This window comes from Lactobacillus sp. N54.MGS-719, assembly GCF_000980505.1.
Classification (GTDB): Bacteria; Bacillota; Bacilli; order Lactobacillales; family Lactobacillaceae; genus Lactobacillus; species Lactobacillus amylovorus.
The window spans coordinates 15758-34170 of record NZ_LARO01000017.1 but is presented as its reverse complement, the minus strand read 5'-3'; the positions used below and the strand labels follow the sequence as shown (position 1 = coordinate 34170).

Sequence of the window (18413 nt, the reverse complement as noted above, 5' to 3'; positions counted from 1 at the left end):
GTCACGGCATTGGCTTCATCTCCACTTTACATAGTAAAAGAAAAAGTGTTGAACGACTACTCCGTCGAGTAATCATCCAACACTAGATTAGTATGTTTTGTATTTTTTCAAAAATAGATTGGATTTCAGAAAAAGTTTAAATTTGTTAAAATGTATAACGATAGTGCGTCTAGTGTTGCTATTTGTAGTAATATAAGGCAAGAGTAAAAAATATATGTTACTTGAGGGAGAAAAAATGGATAAAAAAACACAAATTGACTCTCGAGGCAAACGCATTGGAAAGTTTGTTTTAAAGACAATTGTTTATTTTGCAATCCTGATGGCCCTTATCTATTTGTATGAATATAGTGGACTTACTTCAGTTCACTTCATTTACAACGAATTTTAAGGTAGGTGCTGTCACATGATTCAAGATGTTATTAAGAAGATCGACGAGATAGCAGAACAAGAACCAGATCGTGTTGTTTACGACTATCTTGGCAAAACTAATACATATGGTGACCTTAAGAAGCGTTCTAACGCTTGGGCACACAAGATTGCTAGCTTAGATATTTCAGATGATGCTCCAATTATGATTTGGGGTGGTCAAACCTTTGAAATGATCGCTAGTTTTTTAGGCTGTGTTAAAACTGGTCACGCTTATATTCCAATTGCTAGTTACTCAAACGCTGAACGTTTGACCATGATTCAAGATGTTTCAAAATCACCATTGGTTTTGGAAATTGACCCATTGCCAGACGTTAACTTAGACAACGTTAAGGTACTTAAGGCTAGTGAAGTTGAAGATGGCGACTTCACTGTTGACGAAAGCAAATTTGTTGAAGGCGATGAAAACTACTACATCATCTTTACTTCAGGTACTACTGGTAAGCCTAAGGGTGTACAAATCAGTCACGATAACTTACTCAGCTTTGTAAACTGGGAGTTATCAGACTTTAATTTGCCAGAACACCCAAGTTTCTTGGCCCAAGCTCCATACTCATTCGACTTGTCAGTAATGAGTCTTTACCCTGCACTTGTTTCAGCAGGTAAGCTTGTTGTATTGCCACACGATGTAACGCAAAACTTTGGTCAATTGTTCCAAACTTTGCCAAAGATGCAATTTAATGTTTGGGTATCAACCCCATCATTTGCACAAATGTGTTTCTTGGATAAGACTTTTGATTCTGAACATCACCCAGACCTCAGTCACTTCTTATTCTGTGGTGAAGAATTACCACACAGCGAAGCAGACATGCTTAAGAAGAGATTCCCAGAAAGCCATATCTTCAACACTTACGGTCCAACCGAAACAACTGTTGCCGTAACGCAAGTTGAAATTACTGACGACGTTCTTAAGAAGTACGACCGTTTACCAATCGGTAAGGTTAAGGAAGACACCAAGATCACTATTGATACTTCAAAGGGTGATAAGCCTGGCGAAGGTGAAATTATCATTAGCGGTCCTAGCGTTTCAAAGGGTTACATGAACAACCCTGAAAAAACTGAAGCTGCCTTCTTCCAAAAGGATGGCGACAAGTACCGTAGCTACCGCAGTGGGGATGCCGGATTCTTTGACGGCGACATGCTCTTCTATCGCGGTAGAATTGACTTCCAAATCAAGTTCAACGGTTACAGAATCGAGCTTGAAGAAATCAACTTCTACTTGAGCAAGAACGAGTACGTCCGTTATGGCGTTGCAGCACCAAAATACAATAAAGATCACACCGTTAAGCAAATCGTAGCGGAGATCGAATTGAAGCACGGTGTAGCACGTCAACACTCAGAAGCCACTTTAACTAAGGCAATTCGTGAAGATTTGGCAAAGAACATCATGCCATACATGCTTCCACAACGTTTTGTTTACCAAGACAAGTTGCCTATTTCTCAAAACGGCAAGGTTGATATCAAGGCGGTTATTAAGGAGGTTAATAAGTAGTGAATTTTAATTTCATTAACTTACAACCTTACTCAAATCCGCAATATTTCGTTTACTTGATGATTGCTTTAATTCCAATCATTATTGGTCTTTATAACGGTCGTCGTCTCAAGATATATGAAGCAATTTTCTCAATTGTCTTCTTATTCTTAATCTTTGATGGTAGTCACTGGCAACAAGGTGTAAACCTGATTCTTTGGTTGATTTACGAATTCGCGTTGACCTTTGCTTATCAGTATTATCGTCATCATGGTAAAAATAAGACCTGGATTTTCAGTTTAGCTGTAATTTTGGCCATCATACCATTAGCTGCAGTTAAATATTTGACTGCGTTTCCTGATAATTCAATTAACTTCGTGATCGGTTTCTTGGGTATTTCATATGTAACGTTCAAGACCATTCAAGTTATCATGGAAATGCGTGATGGGGCAATCAAGAAGGTAGATCCTGTAACGTATGCAAGATTCTTGCTCTTCTTCCCAACTATTTCATCAGGTCCTATCGATAGGTATCGCAGATTTAAGAAAGATTACGATAAAGTTCCTACAAGAGACGCATATATTACAGACTTACAATACGCTGTAAGATATTTGTTCCAAGGATTTTTATACAAATTTGTAATTGGTTGGTTCTTTGGTACTTACTGGCTTCCAAGAATCAGCACTGCTGCTTTAGCAGTAGGTAACGCAAATGGTGGTTTGAAGTTATCCTGGTGGTTACTTGCTTATATGTACTGCTACAGTATGTATTTGTTCTTTGACTTCGCAGGTTACTCACTATTTGCGGTATCAATTTCATACTTCATGGGTATTCATACCCCAATGAACTTCAACAAGCCATTTATTTCTAAGAACATCAAAGACTTCTGGAACCGTTGGCACATGACGCTTTCATTCTGGTTCCGTGACTACATCTACATGCGATTCACTTTCTTTGCAATGAAGAAAAAGTTGTTCAAGAATCGTATTAGATTGTCACAGGTCTCATACTTCCTGTTATTCCTAATAATGGGATTCTGGCATGGTTTAACATGGTATTATATTGTGTATGGTTTATTCCATGCCACTGCTATCTGTGTCAACGATATGTGGCTAAGATTTAAGAGAAAACACAAGAAGCAAATTCCACACAACAAGTTCACTGAATGGTTCGCCATTTTCTTAACTTTCAACGTGGTATGTTTCAGTTTCTTGATTTTCTCAGGATTCCTTAGCCAATTATGGTTTGGCTGGAAGTAAAAAATAGAGTAGATTTTTTGAGAGGTATTAATTATGGACACTAAACAAGGCGTATTAGACATTTTGAACGATTTAACTGGTGAAGACTTATCAGACCAAATGGATGAAAACATCTTTGACAATGGTTTGATGGACTCAATGGCAAGTGTACAAATGCTTTTGAGCTTACAAGAAAAATTTGATATCGATGTTCCTGTATCAGAATTCAACCGTGCTGAATGGGACACTCCTAACAAGATTGTTGCAAAGGTGGAAAGCTTAGAAAATGAGTAATAAACGCCGGCTGTGGCAAATTTTTGGCCCAGTCCTTTGCGCTTTTATCCTTTTACTAGTTGTATTCCTACTTCCTTGGGAAAGAACTTTTTCTAAGCAAACCATTTACGAAGCTGCTGCTTCACAAAACACTACTGTCTTCAAGGGCAGCACAATGAAGCAAGAAGCATACAATGAGGGTTATGTACCATTCTATGGTTCAAGTGAATTGTCTAGATTCGATCCACTTCACCCTAGTGTTATTGCAGAAAAGTACCACAGAAATTATCGTCCATTCTTACTTGGTGGACCAGGTAGTCAATCTTTGGCTCAATTCCTGGGGATGCAAGGTACAGCTAAACAGCTTAAAAACAAAAAGGCTGTAGTGATCATTTCACCACAATGGTTCACTAAGAAGGGCCAAGATCCTAATGCCTTTGCTTTGTATTATTCACCACTTCAAGCATGTAACTTCTTGTTAAGTGCTAAGAATAATAAGACTGATCGTTATGCTGCACAACGTCTGCTTGATATGCCAGACGTAAAGGGTGAGATTAGAAATAGTCTTAAGCAAATTGCTGCAGGTAAGAAGTTAACTACTTTCCAAAGATTTTACTTAGAAAATCGTCGTAGAATGTTGGTTAACGAAGACAACTTCTTTAGTTCATTCCAATTGCGTGACCGTGTAAATAAGATCCACGATAGAGCTAAGGTTTTGCCTAGTGCTTATTCTGTTGCTGCCTTGAACAAGGTTGCTGAAGAACAAGCTGCAGCACACACTAATTCAAACAACTTGGGAATCGACAATACTTTCTTTAGAACTCGTTTGCCTAAGAAGGTATTGAAGAACCTCAAGGGCAGTCAACGTCACTTTAACTACGTAAAATCAGTTGAATACGCTGACTTCCAATTGATGCTAGAACAATTTGCTAAGCAACATACCAATGTTTTGTTCATTATTCCACCTATCAACGGTAAGTGGATGAAGTACACTGGCTTGTCAGCTAAGATGTACCAAGAATCAGTTGCTAAGATGGAACAACAATTGACTAGCCAAGGCTTTGAAAACATTGCTGATCTTTCAAGACGTGGTAATGAAAAGTACTTCATGCAAGATACTATTCACCTTGGTTGGAAAGGTTGGGTAGCTGTTGATCAAGCCGTTAGACCATTTATGAAATTGCCTAACGAGCGTTACAACTACGATATGTCTAACTACTATTACTCAAAGAAGTGGCAGAATAAAGACAATGTTAAGCGAGTAAATTTAACTAGCAAAGATCGTTTAAAAGTGAAGTAGTGCGACGGGCTATTAATAGATTAGGTATTAAGGGTTCCGTATTGGTAACAAGCAATATGAAGCCTGTACTGAACTATGCAACAAACAATAGTACTGACACTAGCTACTTGATCAATTCAGTTCAAAAGTCAATGACTGCTGCAATGGTAATGCGCGAGGTGCAGAAAGGTAAGCTTAGCTTAAAAGATAAGCTTTCTAAGTATTATCCAAACGTAGCTGGAGCACAGAAGGTTAGAATCAGCAATCTGCTGGATATGACTTCAGGACTTGATTTAGAGAAGGGTCAAGAGTTAGGCACAAAGAAGTTTATTTCTGACAAGGCTAATATTGACCATGATCAGAAATACACCGTGTTTGATGCTAAGATGCTTGGCAAATGGCACTATACTTCAGTTAACTACATTTATCTCTGTGGTATTTTATCCAAGCTTGAACATAAGACTTACGAGCAATTGTTCCGTGAGACTTATATCGAGCCGCTTCACCTTAGGAGAACTGAGTTCTTATGGTCTAACATGTCCAAATTACGCGCCGTTAATTGGGTGCCTGGATATGAGATGAAAGAGGACCAGTACGTAAAGGTAAAGCGTAAAACTGCAGTAAAGGATGCACATAATGAGTTAGGTGCTGGATCGATTGTAATGTCAAATAGCGATTTGGCTAAAACGATTGAATACATTTTGCATGGCAACATGTTAACCAAACATAGCAAGCAGATCCTGTTTAAGGGTAAGGCTCCTACATTCTATAATGGTGGTTTATACAACTTGAAGAAGTATAAGTCAGCTAATGGTGCAGGTGAAGGTTATTACACCTTTATGCGTAGCACTAAGGATGGTAAGAATATGATTATCATTCAAGATAATCACACTGTCCCTGGTGAGTTTGGTAAGATTAAGAAAAAAGTAAATCGCATCATGTCAATCATGATGGAATTATAAAAAAGAGGTCTGATTCCGATTTAATTCGGAGTCAGGCCTTTTTTGGTGGCATATAATTGAGGTAGAAAATAAACTGTAGAAAGTGCAAAATATTATGGAAAAGCTCGTACCTGCAATTATAGGAATAGTATTAATTTTATGTGGTGTGTTGGAATTTTACATGACTTATCGCTATTCTCAAAATATTAAAAAATTGAAGAATCAACCACCAACTGCTCCTTTTGCTATTTGGAGTGGATTAATATTTGGCCTATTTTTCATTGTAGGGCCTATCATCACCATGGCCGGTGGTCTTAAGAATATGAGTCAAATGACGTCAATTATTGGAGGGATTCTATTCTGGATAGCAGCTATTTTCTCCTTAGCCAGGGCAGAACAAATTAGAAAGAAACTCAAGGCAGAAAATAAACCATTATCTAGTTCACCTCAGGCAGTTGCAACGTATGTAATTGTAATTGCGGCCGTTATATCGGGCTTAATTGCAATTTTTTAACAAAGAAAAATTACAATATTTGCGATTAACGCCATATCGCTTGTTTTTTATTTTTTTGAATGCTAAAATCTTCATGTACCGCCACTGATAGTAGTCATTTTCTCCGGTAGCGAAAATGTTATCTTCTATATGTGGTCAGAGGTGGCGGTCAACACTGTGTGAGCCTAGTTCCGTTGTTGGTGGAATTAGGCTTTTTTTGATGCAATTTTTTCTGAATATTGTATATAATTTAATAATAATACTTATTTGAAAGTGAGAGGAAATAAATGTCTACTACACGAAAGGAATTAAAGGATAACGCTAAGCATGCTCTTCGCGGCAATTGGACTTGGGCTGTTGTTATCGCTTTGATTAACGGCTTAGTTGTCTGGATCTTAACTTCAGGCGGTCACAAGCTTGATAGTTTTTATATGGATTACGATGGAAATAATGTATTTTTCCAATTTCTTAGTCCAGTAGGTAGCATCTTAGCTTGGGTGGCTGATTTCATCGTATTAAGTTTGACCATTTCATTTTTGAACTTAAGAGATAACGAAGATACAAGCGATGAAAAGCCATACATCGCTGCCTTTTCAGTTTTCACCGAAAATCGCTTTGGCCCAGAATGTATTAACTTCGTAATGACCAGTATTTTTACATTCTTGTGGAGTTTATTACTGATCATTCCTGGTATCGTTAAAGGCTATTCATATGCAATGACGCCATACATCGTTAGCGACATGGTGGCTAGCGGTAAATCAGTTGGTGCTACCGATGGAATTAATGCCAGCAAGGAATTGATGAACGGACACAAGATGGACTTGTTTATCTTTGATTTAAGTTTCCTTGGTTGGTATATTCTTGGTAGTATTCCAGCTGGTATCGGTCTTTTGTGGGTTATCCCATATTACCAAACTGCTAAGGCTAACTTCTACCGTAACTTGGCCGGTGACAGATACTTAAAGTAAAAAAATAAATTAAGCATGAAAAAACACCAGGTAAATTTCTTACCTGGTGTTTTGTTGTTAGTCTTTATTAATATTAGTAGAGGTTAGCTGTCTTAACGTAAGTATTCTTACCGATCCGGTAGTACTTAACACCATTAATGTTCTTCTTCTTACCGTGGGTAGTAACAGTAGTGTTCTTCTTCAAAGTCTTGCGGTTAGCTTTACGATTACCGTTCTTGTCGTAAACGTGAGCTGCGTGCTTCAACACACGAGCCTTAGTTGAGCTCTTAGTAGGAGCTTGAGAAACGGCACTTGATGATGAAGAAGTAAGTGGCAATACGTTGATGTTACCGTCTACGTTAAGACCACGCCAGTTATCAGCAAATTGCCAAATTGAAACACCCTTCATTGATGGGAAGTAGCTGAAGTTTGGCTTGTCGATACGGCCAGCAACTGCGTATGAAGCAACCCATAAACTGTTAGGGAACTGGTTAATAACAGCGTTGGTGTTGATGTTATTTCTCAAAACTGATGAACTTGCGTATAAAAGTGGCTTGTAGCCTGCTGACTTAACTTGTTGCATGAAGGCAATGATTGCGTTAGCAGTAACGCTCTTACCCATGTTGATGTTGTTACCATCGCCTGATTCATAGTCACAAGCAAGGTATGAACCTGGTGCAAAACCTACGGCCTTAGCTGAAGCGACTGCGTAGTTTGCTTCACGTTTAGCAACAGCGCTGTTAGCACTGAAAGTAGCGAAGTGGTAGCCCATTGGCATCATGTTTTGTGCACGTGCACTAGCAACTTGTGCACTAGCCTTAGGGTTTCTGTAACTAGTACCTTCACTAACCTTAACTACGGCAAACTTAGCACCTGATTTTGCATGAGTTGAAAGATCAGCACTTTGGTAACTTGCAACGTCGATACCAAGTGAACGAGCAGCAACTGAAGTAGTTGAAGCTTGAACAGTCTTGTTTTGAGTATGTAAGGTGTTAACTACGGCAACTGAAGTAGTTGATAATGCAGCAACAAGTGCTAATTTTGTAATAAATCTCTTCTTTAATGACAACTTTATTCCCCCGAATATTATTCTTTAATTGTTAGTCTAAATTTTATCTTCATAGAAACATTTCAAGGATAATAAGAATAACGTACTGGGTCAAGAGAACTAACGGTAAAATAAACTAGAAGTAACATTATAGTAAATAATGTAATCAAATTGTATTATTTGAAGAAGAAAATAAGCTAAATTTTTTCTAAAAAAGTTCGGCTTTTATCCACTTTATTCCCAAAAAATCGAATTTCCACGTATAATAAGAAGGCAATATTGAAACTAACGTAGATTTGAGGCTTTTCTGTTGAATAAAAAAATCTTATCCGGCTCTTTCTGGCTATCATTCGGTAGTATCGTATCTAGAATACTGGGAGTCGTTTATTTAATTCCGTGGTTAATCATGCTTGGCAGTTACCACAACCAATTAAACGCACAGGCTCTGTTCAATTCTTCATACACCCCATATGCGCTTTTTTTGTCTATTGGTACTGCAGGGCTTCCTTCAGTTATTGCCCGGGAAGTATCACAGTTAAATTCGCAAAATAGATACAAGGATAGTTTATACATTACTAAACTGGGACTGATCATCATGTTCGTCATGGGACTAGCCTGTGGTGTTTTGCTTTATGTAACGGCACCAATTATTGCTAAAAACAGTCCGGTAGATTCCGTTGCCAGTGCGACTATTTCCATTCGTGTATTGGTTCCAGCCGTAGTAATTTTGCCATCAATGAGTATGGTGAGAGGCTGGTTCCAGGGAAATAACGATATGAAGCCGTACGGAATTTCCCAATTATGGGAACAGTTCGCCAGAATCCTCTTTATCCTTTTATCTACGTTCTTAGTTATCGAAGTCTTTCACCATGATTATGTGACTGCCGTTTACTTTAGTGTATTCGGTGCCTGTGTCGGCGCTATTGCCAGTTATTTGTACCTCTTTGCGTATATGCGCAAGCAGTGGGGGCATTACAAGGGCCTAATCGATAAAAGCACTCCACGTGCCTTAAACAACGTCTCACGGAGTTTGCTTAATTTATGGTATGCCTCAATTCCATTTGTTTTGCTTGGTTCCTTTATTACCGTGACGCAGCTGGTCGACCAACTTTTGTTTAAACAAATTTTGCTCAGTTTCAACCACATGAGCACAACCTATGTTAGTTATCTCTACACGATTTTCTCAGCTAACCCAAGTAAGATCACTACGGTGATTATTTCACTCGCTACAGCTGTTTCTGAGACGAGTCTGCCGCTTTTAGCAGGGCTTAGGTATAAATCCAAGGATAGCGTCGAAAGCATCAGAAAACTGCTCTTAGAGAACTACAGACTACTTCTGTTTGTCCTTCTTCCGGTAGTCGCACTTGGAGCCTTTGCCTCATCACCAGTTTATTCAGTACTATTTTCACACGATAACCTTGGTGCATATTACCTTGTAGAAAATATCGTCCAAAGTTTACTAGCAGGGTTGGTCATGAACTCACTTACTTTGCTTCTTGCTTTGAACATGAACAAGCTAGCCGTTATTTACATGATGTGGGGTATCCTGACCAAGATCGTTTTGCAGGTGCCACTAACAATGATGATGAATGCGGATGGTGCGATTCTTTCAACCGACATCGCATTCTTGTTCGTAATTTTGCTCAGCTACCACAAGCTCGACAAGACTTATGGCGTAAAGCTGAGAAGCTTACTCCCAATTATCGTTTCTAACGAAATTTATATTGTTTTGTTATTCGTTTACCAATTTCTTTTCGGCTATCGTTTCAATAATTTGGGCCGCATGGGCAGTTTTATCTACCTCGCAATTTTCGGTTTGGCATTCTTAGGCATTTATATTTTGATTGCCAACTGGATGGGAACGTCCGAAACAATCTTCGGCAAAAAAATTGGGTATCGCTATTACAGATACAAGCATTACCAATAAAATGAAAATTTAGACAGAAAAAACCAACAAGAATTTTCTTGTTGGCTTTTTTAATTAATATCTTCTGTTAATATCACCCATACTGGAGCGCATGGTTTCATCAACGTACTTAGACACTTCATCGTCTGAGTCCCATAAAGCTTCTTTAACTTCCTTATGGTTCATTTGGTTAACAAGGTAGAATTTCAAAGCCTTGTTGATTAAGTCGCTAAATTCAACATCATGATTCTCGCTATATTTATCGATTAATTTACGAACATCACTGTTCATTTCAAAGTGTTTTCTTGCCATTTTTTTACTCCACCTTTTCTTATGGAAATAATTATAGCATAGTAGCCATTAATCGATAGATGACAAAGCATCTAGCATGTTGATGCGTTTGATCTTTTGGTGAACGACGATGGCCAATGCGGCCGTGATCATGGCAGGGATGAGGGCCGAGAAGACGAAGTTCATTGGATACATATTCGGATCAAACATTGCTACATCTGGCGGCAGACTCGTGATGATAAAGTGGTGCAGCCACCAACCAAAGCCAAAGCCTACGATGATGCCAAGACCAGACAAAATGATCGTTTCACGGTAGATGTACATAGTCGTTTCATTATCGTAGAAGCCTAGCACTTTAATCGTGGAGAGCTCACGGATTCTTTCAGCTACGTTAATGTTAGTCAAGTTGTAGATAACCACAACGGCTAGCATTCCTGAAATCAAAATCAAAATGAAGATAACTTCGTTCAAACTACCTGTGAAGCTACCTAGCAATCTTCTGTTGGCGGAACTGGAAATCACTGTTTCAATTGCAGCAGACTTAACCAGCTTACGACTGACGCGATTGATGAAAGCAGAAGAGTGTTTTCTCATGGTGACCAAATATGCATTAGTAACATATTTTTTGCCAGTAGCTTTTTCATATTCTTGTTGATTCATGAAAATGTAGTGCCCTAGGTACATTTCACAAATGCCGTTGACTTTGAAGCGGTATGTTTTACCGTGGCTGTTTTTAAGAGAAATGGTCGAACCCTTTTTAGCATTTAAAATATTGGCCAATTTTTCCGAAATAATTACGCCATTATTGGTCAATTGCAGTTTCTTCTTTGATTGACGTTCTCTTAAATTGATCGATTTTTTAAAATTCTTATTTGACTTAGGTACCATCAACATCACATTTTCGGTCGAACCGCTGCTGGCAATGTGCTTGGTTAATTGTTGGTACTGGATTGCATTAGACTGCTTAATACCTTTTTCTTTTAGCAGATTATCTAATTTATTTTGTTCTTTCTTTGTGACATTACTGCTTCTTAACGCAATTACGTCATTTTTTTGAATATCAGAATACTGAATACCGCCAATGCCTTGCAGCGAATCGCGGATACCGAAGCCCATTACTAAAAGTCCGGTACAACCGGCAACACCAATGATGGTCATAAGCATTCTACTCTTATAACGGAAAATGTTGCGCGCAGTAACTTTAGCCGAAAAGCTCATGTGGTTCCATAGCCAACTCCAATGTTCCAGCAAGATTCTTGAACCATTTTTTGGTGGTTTTGGTAAAAGCAAAGCAGATGGTTGCTCACGTAGCGTCTGATGCAAGGTAAAAATTGAAATCACGGTGGTAGAAATCAATGCAACCAATAGGGAAATGAGTAGTGGACCCCAGGCAAAATTAATCTCATAACCGGTACCTAGCGTAGAAGAGGCTAAATAGGCCTTGATGATGAGATCGGGTAGGAACGTGTAACCAAAGCTGGCACCCAAAATAACGCCTAAGATTGCAGCTGATGTGCTATAGAGCAAAAATTTAATAGCAATGGCACCATTGCTGTAGCCAAGTGCTTTTAGCGTCCCAATATTTGTCCGTTCTTCTTCGACAAAGCGCATCATGGTAGTCAAACTGACAAAGGCTGCTACGGCGAAGAGAAAGCCAGGGAAGACATTAGCGAGGACTTCGACACGTTCTGAATCAGCACGGTAAGAAGCGTAGCCTTGGCTTTCTTCACGACCACTGATTGTGTAGCTCGGGTAAGTAATTTTGATCTTATTTTTAGGTACTTTAATTTGGGCTGGATCAACAGAGATGCCACGCTTTAGCATTTGCTCAGCTGCTTTTTTACGGTACTGATTTTTATACATCGTGACGTATTTTTGATGTTTATCAGCACGGTTCTTGTTTAAAGCAGTTTGCAGCTTGTCTTGATCGTGGTAGACGCGGTTACGGTAAGTTACGCTAAATGGGCTCAAATTCTGGGTATTTTTAAACGTTACACGTGAAACTTGGTACACAGGAGAAGCAAATGCACTTGGAGTAGTAACTGCAATCCCAGTTAAACGACCGTTGCCAATGTTAGTTTGTCCAATTTGATTCTTGTCCAAAAACTCGCTTGCTTTGACAAAGCCAACGATTTTAAAAGTTTTATTCTTTAAAATACCAGGCTTAGTAAAAGTGATTTTTTGTCCGATGCGATATTTCTTTTTAAGCAAATAAGATAGCGCGATTTCATTTCTATTTTTCGGGAAATGACCACTAATTAGCTCATAGCTTGAAAGATCTCCCGATTTTGAAAAGACGCGCAGCGTATCATTATTGTGCTTATTTTTTACATCTTGAAAATAGCCAAACGTTGCTTTTTTAACTTCCGATAAATTACGGATTGTCATTCGATCTGTGGAATTGATACCGCAATTTGAAGTAATAGTTACATCGGCCAGATTGTGTTTGTTAAAAAAGTCGGCACCCGTGGCGCGCATATCAGGGCCCGCCATTTTTAAACCAGTAAAGGCAAAAGTACCCAAACCAATTAATAAAATGATGGCGATATAACGGCCTAAGGAATGCGTTATGGCCTGGAAGGCATCCTTCCATAGAATTGTTTTACGCATTTTGCTCACCTACCATTCAATAGTACTGATATCAGCAGGCTTTTTATTAATGTGAATATCCTGAATGCAGCCATCGTGGATGCGGATCACCTTGTCGGCAATTGGAGCAATAGCAGCGTTATGAGTAACGATTAAAACGGTGGAACCATTCTCGCGGCTCATGTTTTGCAGGATCTTTAAGATACGTTTACCAGTTTGGTAGTCGAGTGCTCCTGTAGGTTCATCACATAAAAGCAGCTCTGGCTTTTTGGCAATGGCACGAGCGATAGCTACACGCTGTTGTTCACCACCAGATAGTTGAGCCGGAAAGTTGTTTTCACGATCGCCCAAATCGACGTATTTTAGCGCTTCGTTTGCGTCCATTGCATCCGGTACGATTTGTGCAGCTAATTCCACATTTTCTTTGGCCGTTAAGTTAGGAATTAAGTTGTAGAATTGGAAAACGAAACCGATGTCGTTGCGCCGATACGTCGTCAGCTCTTTAGCGTTATAGCCAGCGATATTTTTGCCAGCAACGATAACATCACCACTGGTATTAGGCTCCATGCCGCCTAGAATGTTAAGCAAAGTAGATTTGCCGGCACCAGATGAGCCAAGGATGATGACTAATTCTCCTTTGGCGACAGAGAAGGTGATATCTTTGTTGGCATAGATTTGCGTATCGCCGGATTGATAAATTTTGGTATTATTTTTAAGTTCAATGTAAGCCATGATTATCATCTTTCTAGCATAATTGTATAATGTCGTTATAACTTTATTTAAACATAAATGTAAGCGCTATATAAAGGAAAATACTATGGTAGATAAGTTAGCAAAATTGCTATTAAAAATAAGAAGATTATCGATCTTCAGAGTCTTTCAGCGAACGCTGGTTATGCTGATGCCGATTGCAATTATTGGTGCATACTTTCAACTTATGCGAAATGCTGTTTTTTCACCAGATAGCTTTATTTATAATGTTTTAAATTTTGATGAAACTATGCCAGACGATATTTGGTATGCTGGTGCTTTTATCAGCAGCGGAATGGTGAGAGCTACTTTTGGGCTATTTGGCTTATATGCAGCATATTTTTCGGCAAGATATACGGCGCGTTTATATAAGAAAGATTCCACTTCGGTCGGTATGACCGCCGTTATTGTAATTATGTTCTGTGCCTATGCTAATAATTTGGGCGACACAACCGGTAATCGCTCGCCGTTTTCTGCCAGTATTTTAAAAGTAAATGCCATGTTGCTGGCTTTGCTGATAGGGTATGTTGTTGGCCAGATTTTTCACTGGTTAGGTAAAGATCATGAGCCGATTGAGTTTGAACATACTAGCCGCATTCGAAAAAGGGCGTGGAATGCGCTATTACCAGCGTCAGTGTCGATCTTAGGCGGTCTGATTTTAGGTGTTTCAATTTATGAACTGCAAATCAGAATTATGAGTTCGGATACTTTTAAGACCTTGGTAGCGCAGGTGGAAAATTCAAATAATTTATTTGAAATCATCCTACTATTGATAGTAGTAATGTTCCTAAGCTGGATTGGTATTGGCTATCCACTGAATGCTTTGTCTAATTCAGCCGTTAATACTGCCGCAATGGCAAATCTGAATTATGCTTTAAAACATGGCAGCGCCTGGGACGTTCCCCACAAATTCCTGGGTAGTTCGTTAGTTTATCCATATGCTTGGATGGGCGGAGCCAGTGTTGGTCTTGCTTTGATAATAATTATTCTGCTTGTACGTGAAAATAAGCAAAATGAGAATATTGCCAAAATTAACTTATTGCCGGTAGTCTTTAACTCTAATTGGGGCTTCATGGTAGGGATGCCGATTATTTTGAATCCAGTTTTGTTTTTACCATTTATTATTATTCCTGTGGTCAATGTTTTATTAGCTTCAGCGGCAATTGCACTGCATATTATTGCTCCATGCGTGTATCCAGTGCTAAGAGGGACGCCAGGTATCTTAATTTCATTTTTTGGCTCTAACGGAAACTGGGTTAATTTAGTATTTTCAATCTTGCTATTTATATTGGATATCGAGATGCTTATCCCAATTGCCTCATTGGGCCAAAGAATCGAGAAAGGTCTGAGAGAACGTGAACAAAAGAATGAGTAAAAATCCCAACCTAAAATGGTTAATCCTAACTTTATTGCTGGTTATTCTTTTAGCTATTCCGGGCTACTCTTGGATGAAAAAAGATAACTGGGCTCGAGCACAAAGGCAAAAGTCCATGTTATCACCAGTTATTATGGTGCCAGGCTCAAGTGCTACCACGGAACGATTCAATCAATTAGTTAGACAACTGAATAGCAAAACAGCAACTAAGCATAGTGTGTTAAAGATTAAGGTTTCAACAAAAGGCACATTGTCTTATTCCGGTACCATTGATAAAGATGATAATGAACCAATTATTGTAGTAGGTTTTCAAAATAATCATGACGGCTATAGCAACATCAAAAAGCAAGCAGGCTGGCTTGATCAGGCTTTTTACACATTGACGCAAAATTATCATTTCAATAATTTCAAGGCATTTGGTCACTCAAATGGCGGTCTGATTTGGACATATTGGCTGGAGCATTACTATTCTAGTTATGCTAATGAAATCAAAATGAAGCGCCTGATGACGTTGGGGACGCCATATAATTTTAATGAAAGCAATTTGAAGTACAGAACGCAAATGCTTGAAGACTTTATCAAGAATAAAAATAAGTTGCCAAAGAATTTGGTTGTTTATTCTTTATCCGGTGGTAAAAACTATGAATCCGACGGGATTGTGCCGGAAGCAAGTGTTGCAGCCGGAAAGTATATTTTCCAAAATCAGGTAAAGAGCTACACGGCCATGACAGTAACCGGTCCGGAAGCCGATCACTCGGACCTGCCACAGAATGAACAGGTTGTGCGCTTGATCAAACATTATTTACTAGAAAAGAAGAATAAAAACTTGCGGCCCCCTAGACAAGCTAATAAGAAAAGACAATAATGTAGGTGTCATGAGGTAAGAGTTTTTTATTATCCTGTGGATAAGTCTCTTTGAAAGCTCAACAAAAATTAGTGATAAACTGATTATCTTAAGAAATTCTTTATAATTTGTGAAGCACAATAAGCGCTGATGTATCAGTGTTTATTGTGCTTTTTATTTGCTAAATCACAAAAAATAAAGAAATTGTGGAAAACTTTCAGAAAAAAGCTTGCATTCTGTGGATAACCTGTTATACTAATAAATGTAATAAGTTAGCACTCAAAAGCGTCGAGTGCTAAAAGACTTAAATTTATTTATAGGGAGTGTTTGCATATATGGCATACTTTGACAATGATTTTGACAACTTATTTAACGAATTGAACAGCTCATTCTTTAATGACGACTTCGGCAAGAGAAGTGGCAATGGAAATGGCAACTCAGGTTCAATTCCAATTAACTACTCAAGCAACATGGGAGCAACCCCACAAACTATTCAACAAAATCCTCAAAATCCAAATGAAAAACCAATTGGTGAAGATTTAGTTGAAGAAGCAAAGAACAACAAATTCGACCCAGTTATCGGTCGTGATGAACAAATCGATAACGTAATCGAAATTTTATCAAGACGTAAGAAGAACAATCCAGTTTTAATTGGACCTGCTGGTGTTGGTAAAACCTCTATCGTAGAAGGCTTGGCTGAAAGAATTGCTTCTGGCAACGTTCCAGCTAAGATGGCAAACATGCACATTATTTCAGTAAATATTAACGACATGGTTGCTGGTTCAAGCCTTCGTGGTAGCTTTGAAGAGAGACTTAAGAAAGTTATCGACAAAGCTAAGAGTGATCCTAACATTGTTTTATTCATCGACGAATTACACAACATTGTAGGTGCAGGTTCTACTGATTCAGAAAACAACAACGGTGACGCTGCTAACATCTTGAAGCCAGCTCTTGCAAGCGGTGACTTGAAGTTAATCGGTGCTACTACTACAAGCGAATTCCAAAGAATTGAAAAAGACCCAGCATTATCACGTAGATTCCAAGCTGTACAAGTTCCAGAACCTACTACTGATGTAGCTGTTAAGATTCTGGAAGGCTTGAAGAAGAAATACGAGGACTACCACCACGTAAAATACACTGACGACAGCCTTAAATTAGCCGTTGAATTATCAGAAAGATACATTCAAGGTCGTTACTTACCAGACAAGGCCATCGACTTGATGGATGAAGCTGGTGCTAAGAAGGCTTTGCTTGTACAACCAACTGATGAAAAGAGCTTGAAGAATCAAATCAATGCTCTTGAAGCTAAGAAGTCAGAAGCTGCTAAGGCTGAAGACTACGACAAGGCTTCAGAAATTAAGAACAAGATTGCTGACCTTGAAAAGCAACTTAAGAACGTAGACACTAAGAATACTCCAGAAGTAACTGAGAAAGACATCTACGAAATTATTGAGCAAAAGACTAAAATTCCTATGAGCGAACTCCACGCTGACGAAGCTCAAAAGAACTTAGACCTTGCTAAGAAGTTAAAGCAAAACGTTATTGACCAAGACAGAGCAATTGATGTAATTACTGACGCTATTGCTCGTAAGCAAATCTTTAAAGACAGCGATCGTCCTACTGGTTCATTCTTACTTACTGGTCCTACTGGTGTTGGTAAGACTGAACTTGCTAAGCAATTAGCTATCCAATTATTTGGTAACAAAGACCACTTAATCCGTTTGGACATGAGTGAATACCAAGACGAGATGGCTGTTAACAAGTTAATCGGTTCAGCTCCTGGTTACGTTGGCTACGGTGAAGGTGGTCAATTAACTGAAAAAGTTCGTCACCAACCATACTCATTGATTTTGTTCGATGAAATTGAAAAGGCTAACCCACAAGTCTTCAACGCACTTCTCCAAATTATGGATGATGGTCGTTTGACTGACGCACAAGGCAGAACCGTTTCATTCAAAGACACTATCTTGATTATGACTTCAAACGCAGGCTTCTCAGACAAGCTTCTTGAAGACGGCAAGGTTGACCAAGACAAGTTAATCTCAGCTCTTGAAAACTACTTCAGACCTGAATTCTTGAACCGTTTGGACGCAATCGTTCCATTCAACTCACTTACTGAACAAGACATGGGCAAGATCATCAACATTTACTTGAAGAAGATGTCCCACGTACTTGCTAAGAAGGGTGTAACTGTTGAAGTTTCAGACGAAGCTAAGGCATTCTTGGCAGAAAAGGGTTACGACAAGAAGTTCGGTGCTCGTCCACTTAGAAGAGTTGTTGAACAAAACCTTGAAACTCCAGCTGCTAAGTTGATCTTAAGAGAACCTGACACTAAGAAGGTTGAATTTACTGCTGACGACAAGCACTTGTACTTGAACGGCAAAGCAATCTTCGACATTTCTCCAAAGATTGAAGAAAAGGTTAAGGAAGACGAAGCTAAGGCTGACGACAAGAAAGAAGACTAATTAGTAGTTAATTATTAAAAGGATATTCCCCCGGGAATATCCTTTTTTTGTTATCACGGCTTTTTTGCTAAATTTTG

Annotated in this window: 16 protein-coding genes; 12 read left to right on the top strand and 4 right to left on the bottom strand. The window is 38.8% G+C overall.

Features of this window, described 5'->3' with window-relative positions; all coding sequences use genetic code 11:
- Positions 1 to 235 precede the first annotated feature (235 nt).
- The 8 genes from WS44_RS04620 (at position 236) to WS44_RS04585 (ending at position 7089) form a co-directional block, all read left to right on the top strand.
- The gene (locus WS44_RS04620) at positions 236 to 388 is read left to right on the top strand and encodes a teichoic acid D-Ala incorporation-associated protein DltX (RefSeq protein ID WP_013438768.1); all 153 of its coding nucleotides are present in this window, start codon (positions 236 to 238) and stop codon (positions 386 to 388) included.
- 15 nt (positions 389 to 403) lie between these two features.
- Positions 404 to 1918: a D-alanine--poly(phosphoribitol) ligase subunit DltA gene (gene dltA, locus WS44_RS04615; RefSeq protein ID WP_013642570.1), complete on the top strand. Its 1515-nt coding sequence runs from the start codon at positions 404 to 406 to the stop codon at positions 1916 to 1918.
- Positions 1918 to 3156, top strand: a complete 1239-nt coding sequence (dltB, locus tag WS44_RS04610) for a D-alanyl-lipoteichoic acid biosynthesis protein DltB (RefSeq protein WP_013642569.1) — start codon at positions 1918 to 1920, stop codon at positions 3154 to 3156. Before dltA ends, dltB begins: the two co-directional genes overlap by 1 nt.
- 33 nt (positions 3157 to 3189) lie before the next feature.
- A complete protein-coding gene (gene dltC, locus WS44_RS04605; protein WP_003625019.1) occupies positions 3190 to 3429 on the top strand; it encodes a D-alanine--poly(phosphoribitol) ligase subunit DltC in 240 nt (79 codons plus the stop codon).
- Positions 3422 to 4708 carry a D-alanyl-lipoteichoic acid biosynthesis protein DltD gene (gene dltD, locus WS44_RS04600; RefSeq protein ID WP_013642568.1) on the top strand — a complete coding sequence of 429 codons (1287 nt, stop codon included), beginning with the start codon at positions 3422 to 3424 and terminating at the stop codon, positions 4706 to 4708. The genes dltC and dltD overlap by 8 nt, the downstream gene beginning before the upstream one ends.
- On the top strand, positions 4708 to 5649 hold the full coding sequence (locus tag WS44_RS04595) for a serine hydrolase domain-containing protein (protein WP_022087752.1): 942 nt from the start codon (positions 4708 to 4710) through the stop codon (positions 5647 to 5649). The genes dltD and WS44_RS04595 overlap by 1 nt, the downstream gene beginning before the upstream one ends.
- Positions 5650 to 5743: 94 nt before the next feature.
- Entirely contained in the window at positions 5744 to 6142 is a 399-nt protein-coding gene (locus WS44_RS04590; protein WP_022087753.1) for a hypothetical protein, read from the top strand.
- Between the two features lie 266 nt (positions 6143 to 6408).
- A complete protein-coding gene (locus tag WS44_RS04585) occupies positions 6409 to 7089 on the top strand; it encodes a DUF975 family protein (protein ID WP_013642565.1) in 681 nt (226 codons plus the stop codon).
- Between the two features lie 73 nt (positions 7090 to 7162).
- Here WS44_RS04585 and WS44_RS04580 read toward each other — a convergent pair whose 3' ends face one another.
- On the bottom strand, positions 7163 to 8137 hold the full coding sequence (locus tag WS44_RS04580) for a GH25 family lysozyme (RefSeq protein ID WP_046433385.1): 975 nt from the start codon (positions 8135 to 8137) through the stop codon (positions 7163 to 7165).
- A 289-nt stretch (positions 8138 to 8426) separates the two neighbouring features.
- Here WS44_RS04580 and WS44_RS04575 point away from each other — a divergent pair, with 289 nt between their 5' ends.
- Positions 8427 to 10043, top strand: a complete 1617-nt coding sequence (locus WS44_RS04575) for a polysaccharide biosynthesis protein (RefSeq protein ID WP_130898552.1) — start codon at positions 8427 to 8429, stop codon at positions 10041 to 10043.
- A 54-nt stretch (positions 10044 to 10097) separates the two neighbouring features.
- Here WS44_RS04575 and WS44_RS04570 read toward each other — a convergent pair whose 3' ends face one another.
- Genes WS44_RS04570 through WS44_RS04560 form a run of 3 tightly spaced genes read right to left on the bottom strand, consistent with a single transcriptional unit; the run spans position 10098 to position 13634 of the window.
- A complete protein-coding gene (locus WS44_RS04570) occupies positions 10098 to 10334 on the bottom strand; it encodes a hypothetical protein (protein ID WP_013438751.1) in 237 nt (78 codons plus the stop codon).
- A 48-nt stretch (positions 10335 to 10382) separates the two neighbouring features.
- Positions 10383 to 12923 carry an FtsX-like permease family protein gene (locus tag WS44_RS04565; protein WP_046433380.1) on the bottom strand — a complete coding sequence of 847 codons (2541 nt, stop codon included), beginning with the start codon at positions 12921 to 12923 and terminating at the stop codon, positions 10383 to 10385.
- 9 nt (positions 12924 to 12932) lie between these two features.
- Complete coding sequence (locus tag WS44_RS04560) at positions 12933 to 13634, bottom strand: ABC transporter ATP-binding protein (RefSeq protein WP_046433379.1); 702 nt, start codon at positions 13632 to 13634, stop codon at positions 12933 to 12935.
- A gap of 85 nt (positions 13635 to 13719) precedes the next feature.
- On the opposite strand from WS44_RS04560, the gene WS44_RS04555 reads away from it, so the two are divergent.
- The 3 genes from WS44_RS04555 (at position 13720) to WS44_RS04545 (ending at position 18336) form a co-directional block, all read left to right on the top strand.
- Positions 13720 to 15027 carry a PTS transporter subunit EIIC gene (locus WS44_RS04555; protein WP_046433377.1) on the top strand — a complete coding sequence of 436 codons (1308 nt, stop codon included), beginning with the start codon at positions 13720 to 13722 and terminating at the stop codon, positions 15025 to 15027.
- A complete protein-coding gene (locus WS44_RS04550) occupies positions 15020 to 15892 on the top strand; it encodes an alpha/beta hydrolase (RefSeq protein ID WP_013438747.1) in 873 nt (290 codons plus the stop codon). Before WS44_RS04555 ends, WS44_RS04550 begins: the two co-directional genes overlap by 8 nt.
- A 314-nt stretch (positions 15893 to 16206) precedes the next feature.
- Positions 16207 to 18336: an ATP-dependent Clp protease ATP-binding subunit gene (locus WS44_RS04545; RefSeq protein ID WP_013438746.1), complete on the top strand. Its 2130-nt coding sequence runs from the start codon at positions 16207 to 16209 to the stop codon at positions 18334 to 18336.
- Positions 18337 to 18413 lie beyond the last annotated feature (77 nt).

What these genes read in the sequence shown, in the direction of transcription:
- WS44_RS04585 (WP_013642565.1), top strand. Translation starts at nt 6,409, where the DNA reads ATGTCTACTACACGAAAGGAATTAAAGGATAACGCTAAGCATGCTCTT.
- dltA (WP_013642570.1), top strand. Translation starts at nt 404, where the DNA reads ATGATTCAAGATGTTATTAAGAAGATCGACGAGATAGCAGAACAAGAA.
- dltD (WP_013642568.1), top strand. Translation starts at nt 3,422, where the DNA reads ATGAGTAATAAACGCCGGCTGTGGCAAATTTTTGGCCCAGTCCTTTGC.
- WS44_RS04570 (WP_013438751.1), bottom strand. Translation starts at nt 10,334, where the DNA reads ATGGCAAGAAAACACTTTGAAATGAACAGTGATGTTCGTAAATTAATC.
- dltC (WP_003625019.1), top strand. Translation starts at nt 3,190, where the DNA reads ATGGACACTAAACAAGGCGTATTAGACATTTTGAACGATTTAACTGGT.
- WS44_RS04555 (WP_046433377.1), top strand. Translation starts at nt 13,720, where the DNA reads ATGGTAGATAAGTTAGCAAAATTGCTATTAAAAATAAGAAGATTATCG.
- WS44_RS04620 (WP_013438768.1), top strand. Translation starts at nt 236, where the DNA reads ATGGATAAAAAAACACAAATTGACTCTCGAGGCAAACGCATTGGAAAG.
- WS44_RS04560 (WP_046433379.1), bottom strand. Translation starts at nt 13,634, where the DNA reads ATGGCTTACATTGAACTTAAAAATAATACCAAAATTTATCAATCCGGC.
- WS44_RS04550 (WP_013438747.1), top strand. Translation starts at nt 15,020, where the DNA reads ATGAGTAAAAATCCCAACCTAAAATGGTTAATCCTAACTTTATTGCTG.
- WS44_RS04590 (WP_022087753.1), top strand. Translation starts at nt 5,744, where the DNA reads ATGGAAAAGCTCGTACCTGCAATTATAGGAATAGTATTAATTTTATGT.
- WS44_RS04565 (WP_046433380.1), bottom strand. Translation starts at nt 12,923, where the DNA reads ATGCGTAAAACAATTCTATGGAAGGATGCCTTCCAGGCCATAACGCAT.
- WS44_RS04545 (WP_013438746.1), top strand. Translation starts at nt 16,207, where the DNA reads ATGGCATACTTTGACAATGATTTTGACAACTTATTTAACGAATTGAAC.